The sequence below is a fragment of the Bacillus mycoides genome (assembly GCF_000832605.1).
GTDB classification, from domain to species: domain Bacteria; phylum Bacillota; class Bacilli; order Bacillales; family Bacillaceae_G; genus Bacillus_A; species Bacillus_A mycoides.
Genome location: NZ_CP009692.1, coordinates 4405074 through 4420173 on the forward strand (window position 1 = coordinate 4405074; position 15100 = coordinate 4420173).

At 33.3% G+C, this 15100-nt stretch carries 17 protein-coding genes and 1 riboswitch; of the genes, 4 read left to right on the forward strand and 13 right to left on the reverse strand.

What is annotated here, in order from left to right; translation table 11 throughout:
• Positions 1–5 precede the first annotated feature (5 nt).
• Complete coding sequence (locus BG05_RS31210; protein ID WP_002126183.1) at positions 6–164, reverse strand: hypothetical protein; 159 nt, start codon at positions 162–164, stop codon at positions 6–8.
• A gap of 253 nt (positions 165–417) precedes the next feature.
• Between BG05_RS31210 and BG05_RS24395 the strand changes: the two genes are divergently transcribed.
• Entirely contained in the window at positions 418–603 is a 186-nt protein-coding gene (locus tag BG05_RS24395; RefSeq protein WP_002064385.1) for a YkvS family protein, read from the forward strand.
• 50 nt (positions 604–653) lie between these two features.
• Here the strand turns inward: BG05_RS24395 and queF are convergent, their stop codons facing one another.
• From queF to queC, 4 genes are read right to left on the reverse strand one after another with little or no spacing between them, the layout of a single operon-like run.
• Positions 654–1151 carry a preQ(1) synthase gene (queF, locus tag BG05_RS24400; RefSeq protein ID WP_002086808.1) on the reverse strand — a complete coding sequence of 166 codons (498 nt, stop codon included), beginning with the start codon at positions 1149–1151 and terminating at the stop codon, positions 654–656.
• Positions 1152–1169: 18 nt separating this feature from the next.
• Positions 1170–1886, reverse strand: a complete 717-nt coding sequence (gene queE / locus BG05_RS24405) for a 7-carboxy-7-deazaguanine synthase QueE (protein ID WP_002126181.1) — start codon at positions 1884–1886, stop codon at positions 1170–1172.
• Positions 1879–2370 carry a 6-carboxytetrahydropterin synthase QueD gene (gene queD / locus BG05_RS24410; protein WP_002011526.1) on the reverse strand — a complete coding sequence of 164 codons (492 nt, stop codon included), beginning with the start codon at positions 2368–2370 and terminating at the stop codon, positions 1879–1881. The genes queE and queD overlap by 8 nt, the downstream gene beginning before the upstream one ends.
• Positions 2370–3032 (reverse strand): 7-cyano-7-deazaguanine synthase QueC, encoded by a 663-nt coding sequence (gene queC / locus BG05_RS24415; RefSeq protein WP_002186352.1) that lies wholly within the window; start codon positions 3030–3032, stop codon positions 2370–2372. Before queC ends, queD begins: the two co-directional genes overlap by 1 nt.
• A 93-nt stretch (positions 3033–3125) precedes the next feature.
• Positions 3126–3169: riboswitch (PreQ1 riboswitch) on the reverse strand.
• Between the two features lie 208 nt (positions 3170–3377).
• Here queC and BG05_RS24420 point away from each other — a divergent pair.
• Positions 3378–4586, forward strand: a complete 1209-nt coding sequence (locus tag BG05_RS24420) for an ATP-binding protein (protein ID WP_002186353.1) — start codon at positions 3378–3380, stop codon at positions 4584–4586.
• A 9-nt stretch (positions 4587–4595) separates the two neighbouring features.
• On the opposite strand, the gene BG05_RS31745 is transcribed toward BG05_RS24420, so the two are convergent.
• The 4 genes from BG05_RS31745 to BG05_RS24440 all read right to left on the reverse strand — a co-directional run bounded on the left by BG05_RS31745 (position 4596) and on the right by BG05_RS24440 (position 7792).
• Positions 4596–4712, reverse strand: a complete 117-nt coding sequence (locus BG05_RS31745) for a DUF6254 family protein (RefSeq protein ID WP_000038354.1) — start codon at positions 4710–4712, stop codon at positions 4596–4598.
• A 105-nt stretch (positions 4713–4817) separates the two neighbouring features.
• Positions 4818–5351: a DinB family protein gene (locus tag BG05_RS24430; RefSeq protein WP_002030551.1), complete on the reverse strand. Its 534-nt coding sequence runs from the start codon at positions 5349–5351 to the stop codon at positions 4818–4820.
• 139 nt (positions 5352–5490) lie between these two features.
• Complete coding sequence (locus BG05_RS24435; protein ID WP_002011536.1) at positions 5491–7185, reverse strand: M3 family oligoendopeptidase; 1695 nt, start codon at positions 7183–7185, stop codon at positions 5491–5493.
• Positions 7186–7345: 160 nt separating this feature from the next.
• Positions 7346–7792 (reverse strand): MarR family winged helix-turn-helix transcriptional regulator, encoded by a 447-nt coding sequence (locus BG05_RS24440; protein ID WP_002011538.1) that lies wholly within the window; start codon positions 7790–7792, stop codon positions 7346–7348.
• A gap of 194 nt (positions 7793–7986) precedes the next feature.
• Here BG05_RS24440 and BG05_RS24445 point away from each other — a divergent pair, with 194 nt between their 5' ends.
• Entirely contained in the window at positions 7987–9483 is a 1497-nt protein-coding gene (locus tag BG05_RS24445; protein WP_002186354.1) for a DUF3149 domain-containing protein, read from the forward strand.
• Positions 9484–9512: 29 nt separating this feature from the next.
• On the opposite strand, the gene BG05_RS24450 is transcribed toward BG05_RS24445, so the two are convergent.
• On the reverse strand, positions 9513–9794 hold the full coding sequence (locus BG05_RS24450; protein ID WP_002011543.1) for an aspartyl-phosphate phosphatase Spo0E family protein: 282 nt from the start codon (positions 9792–9794) through the stop codon (positions 9513–9515).
• Positions 9795–10283: 489 nt separating this feature from the next.
• On the opposite strand from BG05_RS24450, the gene BG05_RS24455 reads away from it, so the two are divergent.
• Positions 10284–11054, forward strand: coding sequence for a divergent polysaccharide deacetylase family protein (locus BG05_RS24455; protein WP_002011545.1), 771 nt, complete (start codon positions 10284–10286; stop codon positions 11052–11054).
• Positions 11055–11121: 67 nt separating this feature from the next.
• Here BG05_RS24455 and cbpA read toward each other — a convergent pair whose 3' ends face one another.
• The 3 genes from cbpA to BG05_RS24470 all read right to left on the reverse strand — a co-directional run bounded on the left by cbpA (position 11122) and on the right by BG05_RS24470 (position 15032).
• Complete coding sequence (gene cbpA / locus BG05_RS24460) at positions 11122–11745, reverse strand: cyclic di-AMP binding protein CbpA (protein WP_002126172.1); 624 nt, start codon at positions 11743–11745, stop codon at positions 11122–11124.
• A gap of 125 nt (positions 11746–11870) precedes the next feature.
• Positions 11871–12500, reverse strand: a complete 630-nt coding sequence (locus BG05_RS24465; RefSeq protein WP_002011549.1) for a class II aldolase/adducin family protein — start codon at positions 12498–12500, stop codon at positions 11871–11873.
• Between the two features lie 249 nt (positions 12501–12749).
• Positions 12750–15032: an NEAT domain-containing leucine-rich repeat protein gene (locus tag BG05_RS24470; protein WP_003188254.1), complete on the reverse strand. Its 2283-nt coding sequence runs from the start codon at positions 15030–15032 to the stop codon at positions 12750–12752.
• Positions 15033–15100 lie beyond the last annotated feature (68 nt).

The following is a 15100-nucleotide window of genomic DNA, read 5'->3' on the forward strand; positions in this document are numbered from 1 at the left end:
GAAAGTTATATATCCCCACCACTATCATGTGTTATCGAGTTGTGCACACCATCCAGTCCATCAAAATATGTAGTTGTTTCATGATGACGCACTTTCTTCAACTGTATATATGAAAATAAAAATAATAAAATCGCTATAAAGCTCCCCACAATTTCAAACATCATTTTCCAGCCCCTAATTTCTCCCACTTTAGTAGGTCATTGTATCTTTTATTATACTCCCGTATAAAGATGTATGCATTTTCATCATTCTTCTCCTAAACAATATTTTTTACATATTTTCTTACAAAAAGTGAATATTTTTCGAATTTTTACTTTGGAAACATTTACAAAGTAGTAAATATAGTTCAAAATAAGAAGAAATAAAAAAGCCCAAATTATTCTTTTTTTGGGAAAACTGGAACAAGGAGAGTTGCTTATGCAGATCGCAGAAACTGGAGATATCATTGAATTTAAAGGTGGAATGCAAGGCCGTGTTCAAAAGGTAAATCAAAACTCCGTTATTGTTGATATAACAATTATGGAGAATTTTAGAGAACTAGATATGGAACCTCTTACAGTTGTAAGCCATAAAAACTATACTGTCATTAATCAACATGCATAATATAATAGAAAGAAAGGATCTGTATATCATACAGATCCTTTCTTTCTATATTAACGATTATCGATCTTTTCTGGATATAAATCGTGATTCATCATGCGGTAGTCTGCCATTTTCTCATACTTAGTTCCTGGGCGGCCGTAGTTACAGTAAGGATCGATTGAAATACCACCACGTGGTGTAAATTTCCCCCATACCTCAATATAGCGTGGATCCATTAATTTAATTAAATCATTCATAATAACGTTCATGCAATCTTCGTGGAAGTCACCATGATTTCGGAAGCTAAATAAATATAGCTTTAAAGATTTACTCTCTACCATTCTTTGTTCTGGAATGTAGCTAATATAAATTGTTGCAAAATCTGGTTGTCCTGTTTTCGGACATAAACTTGTAAATTCAGGACAATTGAATTTTACAAAGTAATCACGGTTTGGATGGTTATTATCAAATACCTCTAAAATTTCCGGGCTATATTCAAATAAATATTTTGTATTTTGATTTCCTAATAATGTTACATCTTTTAAATCTTCATCTAATCTTCCTGCCATTTTAAACATCCCTTCTCATTATACCCCTCGTTTATTTCCCCATACTAACGCATGAAGCTGAGGCAGTACTTTCGCATCATTCATTTCTTTACAATTCACAGCTTTTTCAATAAGCCACTCATATTTTTCTAATAGCTTTTTTATAAGCACCGCATCATCCACTGTTTTCGTATCATCATTCCCTACTTGTAAGAAAAATGGTACATTCGGATAACGCTCGTGCATCTTAACTGCATATTCAAAATCTTGATCATCGAATACTACTACTTTTAAACTAAAATCTTTCCCTGCTAGTTTATGAATAACAGAATCTAACATATGAAAATCTGTTTTCATAGTTGAACTTGGTGGTTTTGGAGAAATCGTTACCTCATCAATTTGAAGCAACCAATCTTGCCATTTACTCCCTTGCGTTTCTACCGCTGTTCGCATTCCATTCTCCTTTAATATAGAAAGAAGAAATTGCATATTTTTCAGCAAAACAGGATTTCCACCCGAAATCGTAACATGAGAAAAATTTTCTCCACCAATTTCTACAAGCTCATTCCAAATGTCTTCCGGTGTCATTTGTTTAATTTGATCTTTGGCCGATCCATCCCATGTAAAAGCAGAATCACACCAAGCACAGCTATAATCACAGCCCGCTGTACGGATAAACATTGTCTTTTGTCCTACAACCATCCCTTCTCCTTGAATGGTTGGACCAAATATTTCTAAGACGGGGATTTTACTCATCGAGCATCCACTCCCGTCTTACTTCCGCATAACTAGTCGGCGTCTCAAAAAGACGAACAAATTCAACACGAGCTCCCTTATATTCGTTCGCACGATTATCTTTCGTTAATGCTTCTGCCATCTTTTCATAAATCCAAACGACCATATTTTCAGCAGTCGTATTCATTTCTGGCAATGTTTCGTTTAAATAGCGATGATCTAAATAAATTTCTATTTCATTTTTCCAAATCTCTTTTATATCTCCAAAGTCAATTGCAAGGCCTATTTCATTTACATATCCGCTAATTCCAAATACGACTTTATATGTGTGTCCATGTAAATTTTTACATTTCCCTTCATAGCAGTGTAAATGGTGCGCTGCGTCAAATGTAAATTCCTTGCTGACCATTACTCTTTTATTATGATATTTGAGTTGTTCACGCTGAATATCCTTGTCCATTTTTTGCAAATTTTCTACGATGCGAAATCCAAAAAAGTTATCCATTAGTTGCTCGCTCCTTCGCGTTCTTGTAGATACGTATCTAATCCCGCTTTACGAAGTTGACATGCTGGACATTCACCACAACCATCACCAATGATTCCGTTATAACATGTTAATGTTTTTTCTCTAACAAACTCAAATGCTCCAAGTTCATCAGATAATTTCCATGTCTCTGCTTTATCAATCCACATAAGTGGTGTATGAATAATAAACGGATAATCCATAGATAAATTTAATGTAACGTTTAATGATTTCACAAACACGTCACGACAATCTGGATAACCACTGAAATCAGTTTCACATACACCCGTTACAATATGACGTGCTCCAACTTGTTTTGCTAATACAGCCGCAAATGATAAAAATAGTAAATTTCGTCCATCTACAAATGTTGATGGCAATTCACCTTCTTCATGTGTAATCTCCATATCCGTTCTCGTTAACGCATTTGGAGCAAGTTGATTTAATAGGCTCATATCTAGTATCGTATGTTTAATTCCTAGCTCTTTCGCAATTTCCACTGCACAATCAATTTCTAATTTATGACGTTGATTGTAGTTAAATGTTACAGCTTCCACTTCTTCAAACTGCTGTATCGCCCAAAATAAACATGTTGTACTATCTTGTCCACCACTAAAAACAACAACTGCTTTTTCTTTTTTCATTTCACTCATTCTCCTTCTCTACTACGAATAAGAAGAAAGAACGTTCTTGAACTGTCACAATAAAAAAACAAAACAATACCTAATGATATTGTTGTTTCCATAGTTTTTTATAGAGGGAGTTCGCGAACCTCTCCCATGCAGTGCACGGAATTTCTTCTTTCATTGACAAAGATTATTGTAACATATTGTATACTACCAGAAAAAATTTCTGATTTTTTCCGCTATTTCGCATTTCATTTATTTCATTTTATAGTATGATTAATTTAATGTTAGAAGAGAGGAGGCATCCCACTGGAACTCTTTATTATTTACCTCTTTTTAAATATATTATCTATTCTCGTTACAATGCTCGTATATCATTTATTTTGGAATCAGAAAGGGAAACGATCTCCTAAATTAAATTCAGCCATATTTATTGTATTGTGTTGCCTCGCTACCATACTATGTATCACTTTCGCAGCAAAAACAAATAATGGTTTTCAGTTCGACATGCGACATATCGTATTAATTGTCGGCACGTTAACGGGAGGGCCTATTGCTGGTGGTTCTATTTTAGCTGTATTAAACATTTATCGCTTTTTATTGGGAGGAATAGGTGCGTTTCCATCCTTTATCGCTTCTATTCTCCTATTTATTGTTCTACTATTAACATACAAATTTTTTAATCGAAGTTCTAATCATATAAAAATAACACTTGCTATTTTTTACAGTCTTACTTATGGATTTGGTTGGATACCATTTTTCCTTGCAAGTGTTACAAATGAGGCAGATTATATACCACATATCATTGTGTACGAACTATGTACGATGATTGGCACGATCCTTATTTTATATTTACTACACATATTACAAATGCAAGTTCGTCTCCAAAATGAACTTATGAACGCTGAGAAATTTCATTTAATCGGCGAAATGGCAGCTTCTATCTCTCATGAAATTCGTAATCCTTTAACTGCAACGAAAGGTTTTTTACAACTTTTACAGTCAGATACATGTTCTGAGAAAGAACGAAAATTATATATCGACATAGCCATTAATGGTATCGAGCAAGCAAATCACGTTCTTACAGACTACTTAACTTTTGCAAAACCGAGTATTGAAAAAGAACAACAATTACAAGTAGAGGAAGAATTACTTCATGCGTTGTCTTTGATCACACCTCTCGCCAATTTAGCAAATGTTCGTATAAATTATATAAAACAAAGTACATCTTTCTTTATCGCTGGCGAAAAGCAAAAACTGAACCAATGTTTATTAAATATTTTTAAAAATTGTATTGAGGCTATGCCTACAGGTGGCGATCTTATTCTTACATTAGTTCCAGACCATAAACATATACAATTATATATAAAAGATACAGGAGTTGGTATGGATCAAGGACAAATAAAACGCCTTGGATCACCTTTCTACTCAACGAAAGAAAAAGGGACAGGACTCGGAATGATGGTCGTCTTCAGCGTCATTCAAGCAATGGATGGAAAGATTGATATTATAAGCGAAAAAGGGACAGGTACAACCTTCTTATTAACTTTCCCACTCATACAAAAAACGTGATGAACTTCATCACGTTTTTTCTGTTCCTTCAACTAATTCTGCAAAAGCTTTCACTTTTCCATGTGGCTTTTGATTTTCTTTCCGAGCTTTCCAGGCGCGCTCTTCTTCTCTCTTTTTCTTTGACATGCTTTTCAACTCCTTCTTTTCTTTTCTCCATGTAGTATTCCAAAATGAGAAAGAAAACTATGCATGAGTAAAAAAGAAAAGAAGCGGTTCCCCACTTCTTTCATTTTAACGCTGTAAAATTGCATGTTTCGCTTCTTTTAGCTGTGTAAGATGTCTTTGTTCGTGTAAATCTAGAAATTGAACCCATTGATATAAATTCAAATCATTAAAAATAGGATGTTTTAATCCATTTTCAAATAATTCTTTTTCATCTATTACACTATGAAGGGCATGTAATAATTCTTGTCGTGAATGTTCTAGTAATTGAATTCCTTGCAGTTTTTTCATTAATGTTTCTGTTGGTTTCATTTGTTGAGGAGCTTCCCTTTTATGTGTGCGATCAAGCGTAAGTTGGAGGTCTTTAAATGGAGCAAGTTTTCTTTCTTTTTTTTGCAAAGCATATACAAGGGCAGATGTGACAGACTGTTCAACTAAATGCAAATGATGCAAAATTTGAATAATACTCCATTTATCACGGCGTGGCTTTACATTCACCTCCGTATCATTTAACATTTCAATTTCTGATAACAACGTGCTTCGTGTAGACTGTAATGAGTGGACTAAAGTTTCTAAACTAACATCCATATTAGATTGAAGCATAGTGCTTTCCCCCCTTTTGTTGGTGAAAAGGGGCGCTCCCCATTAGAAACACCCCTAAAATAATTCTGAATTTTCTTTTATTATCTCATCATTTTTCTATTATGTCGATGTTAAACATAGGAAAAAAGTGCATGTTTTTTTACAATTTTGTGTCGTCAACAGCACGTAACCACGCTTCAATTTCTGTAATTACACTTTTTACACACCCTTCAGCGAATGGTGATGTTAAATTTGCAACTTCTACTAATTCTAAGAATGATTTACTTCCACCTTGTTGACAAAGATTCACATAATCTTCCCAAGCCTCTTGTCTATTATCTCTTGCACGTTTCCAAAATTGCAGTGCACAAATTTGAGCTAACGTGTAGTCAATATAATAGAAAGGTGAGCTATAAATATGACCTTGACGTTGCCAGAAACCACCACGCTCTAAATAATCATTATCTTCATAATCACGATGTGGTAAATACTTCTTCTCTATGTTACGCCATGCTGACTTACGCTCTGCTGGCGATGCTTCTGGATTTTCATATACATAATGTTGATATTCATCTACAGATACACCGTACGGTAAAAATAGAAGTGCTGAACTTAAGTGTGAGAAATAATATTTATCCGCATCTTCTTCAAAGAATAACTTCATCCATGGCCATGTAAAGAATTCCATACTCATTGAATGGATTTCACATGCTTCATATGTTGGCCAATTATATTCTGGAATTTCATACTTACGACTTTCATATACTTGGAAAGCATGACCAGCTTCATGTGTTAATACATCAATGTCCCCAGACGTTCCATTAAAGTTTGAGAAGATGAATGGCGCTTTATAATTCTCGATATATGTACAATATCCACCACCAGCTTTTCCTTTTTTCGCAACTAAATCTAATAAATCATTATCGAGCATGAAATTAAAAAACTCATCTGTTTCAGCTGATAATTCTTTATACATCGTTTTCCCGTGATTAATAATCCAATCGGCATCGCCTTTTGGAGTTGGATTACCTGTAGCAAACTCAAAGTTTTCATCATAATAAGCGAGCTTTTCTACACCAATGCGTGCTTTTTGTCTATTTCTTAACTCGGTTGCAACTGGAACGATATAATCTAATACTTGCTGACGATAGTTCGCTACCATTTCAGCATTATAATCTGTACGATACATTCTTGCATATCCTAATTCAACAAAGTTTTTAAAACCAAGTGTTTTTGCGATTTTCGTTCTCACTTTAACAAGCTCATCATAAATACGATCTAACTCTTCCTCGTTCTCAGCTAAAAATCCGTAGTATGCTTCACTTGCTGCTTTACGTTCACTTCTTTCTTTTCCTTGCATAAACGGAATAAGTTGCGATAACGTTCTTTCTTCTCCTGCAAAGTCAATTTTTGCAGATGCTAATAACTGCGTATATTGTGAAGACAATTTATTCTCTAATTGTAAATCTTTCACTACTTCATCTGAATATGTTTTTAAATCACATTCAGCTAGAGCAAATAATTGCTTTCCATAATACGCCTCTAATTCTTCGCGGAATGGAGAATGAATTAACGCATTATAATACTTTGTACCATACCCTTGTACAACTGGAGAGAATTCATCAAAGAAATCCTGCTCATCCTTATAAAAGGCATCTGTCGTATCAACAGAATGACGAATGTAACAAAGGTTACCCATTGTACCAAAGTCATTACGAATTTCATTAATTGAATTGATAACTTGTTTTTGTTCTTCTACAGTTTTTGCGTTATCAAACTTCTCTAAAGCAACAGTAAATTTCCCTTTTAATTCTTCAATATTTGGCCGTTTATATTCATAGTCTTTAAATGACATGAACGAGCCCCCTCTCCATTATATGCATCATTATTATAATTCAATTCTTACTTACAAATCTCCTCTTATTCTTCAGCAAAATGCGGTAGATGATGTCATAAATACATGCACACAAAAAAGCCTTGGATTTCTTTATCCAAAGCTCCTTTGGAACATATCATCATTTTTCATACTTTCCAATTTTTTTCAATAGCTCGAGTAATTCATCCTTCTCATCCTTCGTTAACATTTCAAAAGACTGATATATAACTTGCTCATGACCTGGAAAAATAGAAGCAATAAAGCTCTCTCCAGACTCCGTTAATTGTGCATAAATAACACGCCTGTCATTTGGACATGGAATTCGTTTTACAAGCCCTTTTTTCTCTAGCTTATCTACAACGTATGTAATGCTGCCACTAGCTATTAAAATACGCTCACCGATTTGCTGAAGTGGTTGGCCTCCTTTATGATATAGTAATTCTAATACAGCAAACTCAGTTGGATTTAATCCGTTACTTTGTATGGATTTATTTGTAGTATCCATAACAGAACGATGTACACGGGATAATGCAATAAATACTTTTAAAGATTGAGAAATGTCTTCTCGCTCATTATTTGATGTCATACCATTTCAACCCTTCACTTAAATTCTCCGCAACAAAAAGAAAAGCAACGTAGCACCTCATTACAACTTCCGAATGAATATTCACTCATTCCTTTTCCTTTCCCTAATGTAATGCAAATGATTCTTGAATAAAAACATGACAATTTTAACATAGTTTATATATAATGATAATAAAAAAAGAAGGAGTACCAAATTTGAAAGTCAAATTACAAAGCATAGTTTTTTACATACTGCTTGTTATACTGCCAACGATAGGGATTGGTGCCACATTTTTTTCATATCACACTTATCAAATGAAACAGGCAAACAAACTATCTGCTCACACTGTTCTCTTTTTATATAGAGACTATTTAGACCATCACCTTGGTGAAGCTATATCTGCCTTAGAAATGCTCGCAAAAGTCGTAGGGACCGAAACTGGCAACATCAATGGGATTAAACAGATTGTACATGATACCGATGGAAATGATCAACGTTTTTCCGGTCTATATTACGCTACGACAGATGGGATGATTACACTCGCATCCCAAGGCGATTCGCCGCCTATTGACGTTTCTGACCGCCAATACATCCAAGATGCATTGCAATCTAAGAAAACAACTGTATCATCAGTTATTACAGATCGCGTTCTTGGACATCAAGCTATTATGATTGCGTCTCCAATATTTAATAGACAAAAGGAACTCTCAGGATTATTATTAGCAAGTTTACGCTTTGACTACATTTCAGCCTCTTTAAATGCTATTAAACCACAATATCATTTCGAAGTGACTGATAAACATGATGTAGTTTTTTTAACCGATGATAATAACGAAACAAGCGATGGGCATTCTAACATGCTTACTACCCCACTCCAAAGATTAAATTGGAAAGTCTCTGTTTCTCCGTTACCTATTCATCAACAAACTTTATACCAGTTAGTTTCAATAGAGTGTATAGCTACTTTATTTTTAATGTCTATTTTATTTTTACTTGCTCAATATATGTTATTAAAACGTCAAACAAAACTAGAAAGACAACAAAATGAACTACAAAAAATTGAATTGGTTGGAACTTTTGCAGCTAGTACAGCTCATGAAATCCGTAACCCTCTTACTGGAATTAAAGGACTCGTTGCTCTGTTAAAAGAGAAATATAAAGATGAACAGGATCAGTTGTACTTTTCCGTAATCGAACAAGAAATAGAGCGGATTAATGAAATTGTAAGCGAATTTCTTATTCTTGGAAAACCAACTGCCATCATTGAACAAACATATGATGTAAGAACGATTCTTAATGAGGTCGCATTAATTATCCAATCTGAAGCGAATCTACATAACATTGTATTTCATTTACATTTGCCAGACCACCCTGTTCATATACGTTGCTCAAAAGACCATATGAAACAAGTGGTTTTAAACATTACAAAAAATGCAATTGAAGCTATGGCTTCTGGTGATACATTAACCATTGTAGTAACAAACAACGAAAAACACGCACACTTGCAAATTATTGATACTGGAAAAGGGATTCCTAAACATATTCAAAAACACCTCTTTCATCCGTTCTTTACTAATAAAGATACTGGAACAGGTCTTGGGCTTGTTATATGTAAACGAATTGTAGAGATGTACAATGGGCATATATTTATTGATAGTAAAGAAAACAAAGGAACGACAGTTCATATAGAGATTCCATTACACATAGTATAATTATCCTTATCCTAAAAGGGTAATTATACTTATTTCATAAAACCAGCTACAAACATTCTCCAAAAATTGTTTGATTTCCCTTCATACCCAATTTGAAAAATAGGAACCTTTATAATTGAAAACCATTTCGGTGTTTGTTTTTCTTTGTAACGCTGATACTGTACGATAAGCTTGTCCAATTCTTGACTAACTTGAATTGTCTCCATACTATTTAACCCACTTGTTAATCCTAAATGAATCATTTCTTCACGTTTCATATGAATATCATGCGAAAGCTTTTCTAATGTGTACTTCCTTTTTACAGTAAACATCCATATCCCCCTTATTTTTCTTCCATACTCTCAACGCCTCTTCTACTTTAGCCCTTTAAACACTTAATTCTATTTAAAATTGAAGAATCAGAAATTTTAACATTTTTCCCCTGTAATTTACAAATCCTTACCCTCACTTTGAGAATTATTACAAATTATTCTATCTTTGTAAATACATTCGCAATAATAGACATTTTTTTCATCTTCTTTTTTGTAAATACTCAGTAAACAGTGGATTCTCTATTTTCAATGTACTTTTCTTCGACATTTTTTGTTTAATTTATGTAAAAACGCAAAACATAATGATGATTGATAAAGTGAACTTTAATCAGTGGGGGTTTTGTCCATCCTCCACTAATTATTAGCCTTCACCAATCGGGCGTTTATGGGCAGTGGATTTTCCACCTAACTTCTTTACTCCAGCCAAATTTTGAGGTGGGAGTCTTACTGCCCGCAAATAGCGGGATAAAATAGAAAGGAAATATTTATATGCGCAAATATACTATTACAGTTCTTATCTTCACCCTGTTCATACCATTCTTCCTCTTTCCTATTCAAGCAAACGCTCATACGAATAAAGTTGCTATTGTCATCGATGATTTCGGCAATAATATGAAAGGCACAGATAAGATGTTATCACTTCCTATTCCACTCACTGTTGCTGTTATGCCATTTCTTCCTTCTACTAAACAAGATGCAATAGCTGCCCATAAAAAAGGGCATGAAGTTATTATACATATGCCAATGGAACCAATTAGAGGAAAAAAAGAGTGGCTTGGACCAAAAGCGATTACAACAGATTTAAGCGATGAAGAAATAAACAACCGACTCGAACAAGCAATTCAAGAAATACCTCATGCAATAGGAATGAACAATCATATGGGATCAAAAGTAACCGCTGATGAAAGGATTGTACGTCTTATACTTTCTGCCTGTAAAAAACACGGTTTATTTTATTTAGATAGTAAAACAAACCCTAATAGTGTTGTCCCAAAAATCGGTAAAGAATTAGGCGTTCCTATTATTGAAAACCAATTATTTTTTGATGATGTATATACGGTAAGTCACATTTCAAAACAAGCACAATTACTCATAAAAAAAATCCAAGACAAACCCATTATGGTAGCTATAGGACACGTTGGGGCTCCAGGTGAAATTACATCACGTATTATCGAAACTTCTATTCCTAAAATTCGTGAGCATGCAGACTTTATTTTTTTATCTGATTTAGCATTATCTCCACCTTCTGTTTCAAAATAAAATTCATTTCTCGCACTAAAAAAGATACCTATCTACACATAGCAGATAGGTACCTTTCCTTTTCAACTTAAATATAATCTACATGACTCACCCTGAATCCCTTTTTCTCTATCTTTTCAATTAATTGCTTTAATTTTTTTTCATTTAACTCATCCGATATATTTACGATAACACGGCGAATATATTGATCACCGTTATCAAGCGTAAACAGTCCACCGATATTATATGCTTTTAATAATGTCCCAAGCTCTTTAATTGTTCCCTTACAATCTTGTGTTGCAATTGTTAATATATAACCACCCGTCCGCATACCGAACGAATCCTCAATGACATCAAATACATTAGAATGTGTTAAAATGCCGACAAATTCATTATACTCATTTAAAACCGCTAAAAACGGGAGACGACGAATAACGTAAAAAGCTCTAAAAAAAGAATCCTTTTCAAAAATAAACGAATTTGGACTTTCCAGTACATCTTCTATACTTACATCCTCTAATCTGCTATTACACTTCTTTTCTAAAAGATCTACTTTATAAATAATCCCCGTGAATTCCTTCTCATTTTCTGCTAATACAGGAATTGCGCGAAATCCCGTTTCATTCATAATTTGTAACGCCTTTTCACCAGAATCATTCGTTTTGCAAAATGTCACCTGCTGTTTTGGCAGAAAATGATATTTAACTCGCAAAATATGTTCCTCCTTACATGTCAACATGTAATCTATATATAATAAGGAGACCTATATTTTATGAGTAAAATCTCTTTTTAAAACGCTTTCATTTTTAAGGGATGGTAATCTCTGTGAATACATCTTTATATAACAGAACTTTTTGCCCCTTTTATCATTAAAAGCTTTACGTGATAGTTCATTAAATACTCTATACCTTCCAACCATTTTTTCGCTTCTTCTGGAGTTTTCCCCCACACGATCATTCCGTAATTATGAACAAGGACTACTCCTCCACCTTCAATAAAATTCGGAACATTATTTTCTAATAAATTAGCGAATTTCTTTTCATCTTCTACAATTGGAATTGTCATTTCTGTAATACCGTCTTTTCCAAAAACACGTTCCACACTACGTTTTTCGAATGTTACTTCTCCTTCTTTCCCATATAGCTCTGACATTAAATGACTATCTACAGTCTGGACTTGTAAAATGCATTCTGCACTACTTTTTTTATAAATATCCGCATGCATAAATGACTCTATAGCTGGTTTTTCTTCGTTTTCAAATACTGGCTCACACATGCAATTTACGACAATAAAATCTTCTTCAGAAAATACCCCTTTATCTCTTCCCTCTACATTCACTAAAAATGTTAATGGCTCTTTTGACGTACACATCGATAAACTAATTTTCGTACCATAAAACCAATCGCGAAGTGCCAATTCTGCTTTCACATCTTTTAATTCGTTCCATTTTTTCAGAAAAAATAACATTTCGTCACCCCCGGCGTAATATTAATATAATATTCAAATCCTTTCTATATAAAAGGAATGTTTTTTGATTATTCTAAAAATTTAATTGAATTATCACACGAGAATGCCTTTTTGTCAATATGGTTTCAGCACCTATCGGAAAAATAGGCCTATCACATGTAAACACTCCTATCTATTTAGCACTTGATTTTGTACATATAAAAAATACGTTATTCTTCTTATTAAAGAATAACGTATTTTTCTCATTTATTATTTTTTTATTGCTTTATACAGAAATTGCGCATATTGCTCACGTGTTACGAAATCATCCCCTAAAAAGTTCCCATTCCCGTCACCTTTTGATATATTATTATCCACTAATGCTTTCACATATCCTTCTGCCCAATGACCTGTTGGTACGTCTGTAAAGTTCTCCAAATTATTTTTATTTTCATTTAACTGAAATACTTTTTGTAATACTACTGACATCTCGTACCTAGTTAATACTCCTTCTGGACGAAACTTACCTGTACCATCTCCTTGCATAATTCCAGCTTGTGCAACTGTAGCACTATCTTGCTCAAACATATGCCCTTTCGTATCAGTAAACATCTCTTTCTGCTCTACTTTACTTTCTAATTTCAAGTACCTTTGTACTAAAGATGCAACTTGTCCACGAGTAATATTATCCCCAAATCCAAATTGTCCATTTCCATATCCCTTGAAAATATTTTCTTTCGCTAAATAATGAATTGCTTCTTCTGACCAATGTCCTTTTGGTACATCTTTAAATTCTACTACCTCTACTTTCTCATCTTCTTTAGAATTGTTGTCCCCTTTACTTTCTACTACATTTTGAATTACAGATCCTGTAAAGAAGATTCCTGTATCCGCAAATGGATCTTTCACTCCAAATTCATATACTTTCTCACCTGGTGTACTCCATTTCACTACACCATTACTATACGTACCACCATCACTCTTCAGACGGATTTTTGTAGATACCTCGCCGTCTTTTTCGTATATAGGTACTTTTACTTCTTTATTTACTTCTGTATCCTCTAAAAAGACTTTTTGATTTTGGACATTAATATAAGCTTTCTTACTTAGTTCTATTACTGGTCTAACATCGCGGATTTCATTTGCAACAAAACTTAAATATACTAACTTATTCAACTTACTAACTGGCGATAAGTCTGAAATATAATTTGCTTCTAAATCAAGTTTTTGTAAGTTTACTAGATTTGATAATGGAGTAATATCCTTTAACTCATTATTAGGTAAATCTAATTCTGTAAGCTGAGTCATTTTAGCAAGTGGTGTTACATCTTCAATTTGATTTTTACCGATAAATAATTTATTTAATTGATTCATTTGATCAATACCCGATAAATCTTTAACCTTATTACGCGTTAATACTAAGTCCTTTAAAGGTAATGAATATAACGGTTTAATATCTTCAATTTGATTACCTGCTAAAGTTAAGTATGTTACATTTTTCAATGCGCTTAATGGAGCAACATCCGTAATTTTATTATTTGCTAAATTCAAGTAATCTAGCTGTTCCATTTTCGCTAATGCTGTTACATCTTCTATTTGGTTGCCTGATAGATATAAACTTTTTACATTTTTCATTTCAATTAGTGGTGCAACGTTTGTAATTTTATTATTACTCAAATCAAGAGATTCTAAATTTTCCATCTTAACAAGTGGTGTTACATCTGAAAATTCATTACCACGCAAAGCTAAATGATTTAATTGCTTTAAATTCGCAAAGAACGACGGATCTGTTATCTTCGCATTCGCAACTGTTAAAGATTTTAAATTTGGCATATATTTTAATGCACTATAATCCAGAATCTCATTCGTGTTTAAAAACAAGTCCTTTACTTGTAATAACTCTTCTTTCGTAATTGGTGTATTTAAATCTTTTCTATTAAATACTTTTTTATTAACAAGTTCTCTTAATTTGTTATCTGTTATCATATTTTGATTATCAACTGGATTATCTGTTTCCGTATTGCCTGAATTAGAGTTATCATCTGGTTTCTCTGTTTCTTTTTCACCTACAGTTGGATCTTTAATTTCAAATTGAACTTGATATTTGTGATCATATCCAATAGCCGGAATAAATATATGCATTTGCATATTGTGCTTCTGCTCAAATTCGCCAATTTCAAATTGGACTACTTTCGTTCCATTTTTTCTTTTATCTTCTGACAGAACTTTCACATCATGAAATACACCAGGTTGATTTCTATCTTCTATTCTAAGATATTGAAAATAATCGCTATCTTGTATTGTTACAGTAACGATTTTTTTCCCATCTTCAATTGCTACTTTAGGATTTTTTATGTACTGAGAAACCATAGATGGCTCATCTTTTTGATCCTTATATATTTTAATCTCAGTATCATACGTGCGATCACTGGCTGCTGCTACCGACTGGTTTGCTTCAATTTTTATTGCTGCTAACGCTGGAGTAGAATACGCAGCAAATGGAATAGCTAATGTTGTTGCTACTACTAGAGCTTTAATATAACTTTTTTTCAAAATAATATCCCCTTATCTTATATATATTTCAATTGATAATTACTATCAATTGCTAACATAATAAATGA

What these genes read in the sequence shown, in the direction of transcription:
- BG05_RS31210 (WP_002126183.1), bottom strand. Translation starts at nt 164, where the DNA reads ATGATGTTTGAAATTGTGGGGAGCTTTATAGCGATTTTATTATTTTTA.
- BG05_RS24395 (WP_002064385.1), top strand. Translation starts at nt 418, where the DNA reads ATGCAGATCGCAGAAACTGGAGATATCATTGAATTTAAAGGTGGAATG.
- queF (WP_002086808.1), bottom strand. Translation starts at nt 1,151, where the DNA reads ATGGCAGGAAGATTAGATGAAGATTTAAAAGATGTAACATTATTAGGA.
- queE (WP_002126181.1), bottom strand. Translation starts at nt 1,886, where the DNA reads ATGAGTAAAATCCCCGTCTTAGAAATATTTGGTCCAACCATTCAAGGA.
- queD (WP_002011526.1), bottom strand. Translation starts at nt 2,370, where the DNA reads ATGGATAACTTTTTTGGATTTCGCATCGTAGAAAATTTGCAAAAAATG.
- queC (WP_002186352.1), bottom strand. Translation starts at nt 3,032, where the DNA reads ATGAAAAAAGAAAAAGCAGTTGTTGTTTTTAGTGGTGGACAAGATAGT.
- BG05_RS24420 (WP_002186353.1), top strand. Translation starts at nt 3,378, where the DNA reads ATGCTCGTATATCATTTATTTTGGAATCAGAAAGGGAAACGATCTCCT.
- BG05_RS31745 (WP_000038354.1), bottom strand. Translation starts at nt 4,712, where the DNA reads ATGTCAAAGAAAAAGAGAGAAGAAGAGCGCGCCTGGAAAGCTCGGAAA.
- BG05_RS24430 (WP_002030551.1), bottom strand. Translation starts at nt 5,351, where the DNA reads ATGCTTCAATCTAATATGGATGTTAGTTTAGAAACTTTAGTCCACTCA.
- BG05_RS24435 (WP_002011536.1), bottom strand. Translation starts at nt 7,185, where the DNA reads ATGTCATTTAAAGACTATGAATATAAACGGCCAAATATTGAAGAATTA.
- BG05_RS24440 (WP_002011538.1), bottom strand. Translation starts at nt 7,792, where the DNA reads ATGACATCAAATAATGAGCGAGAAGACATTTCTCAATCTTTAAAAGTA.
- BG05_RS24450 (WP_002011543.1), bottom strand. Translation starts at nt 9,794, where the DNA reads ATGTTTACTGTAAAAAGGAAGTACACATTAGAAAAGCTTTCGCATGAT.
- BG05_RS24455 (WP_002011545.1), top strand. Translation starts at nt 10,284, where the DNA reads ATGCGCAAATATACTATTACAGTTCTTATCTTCACCCTGTTCATACCA.
- BG05_RS24465 (WP_002011549.1), bottom strand. Translation starts at nt 12,500, where the DNA reads ATGTTATTTTTTCTGAAAAAATGGAACGAATTAAAAGATGTGAAAGCA.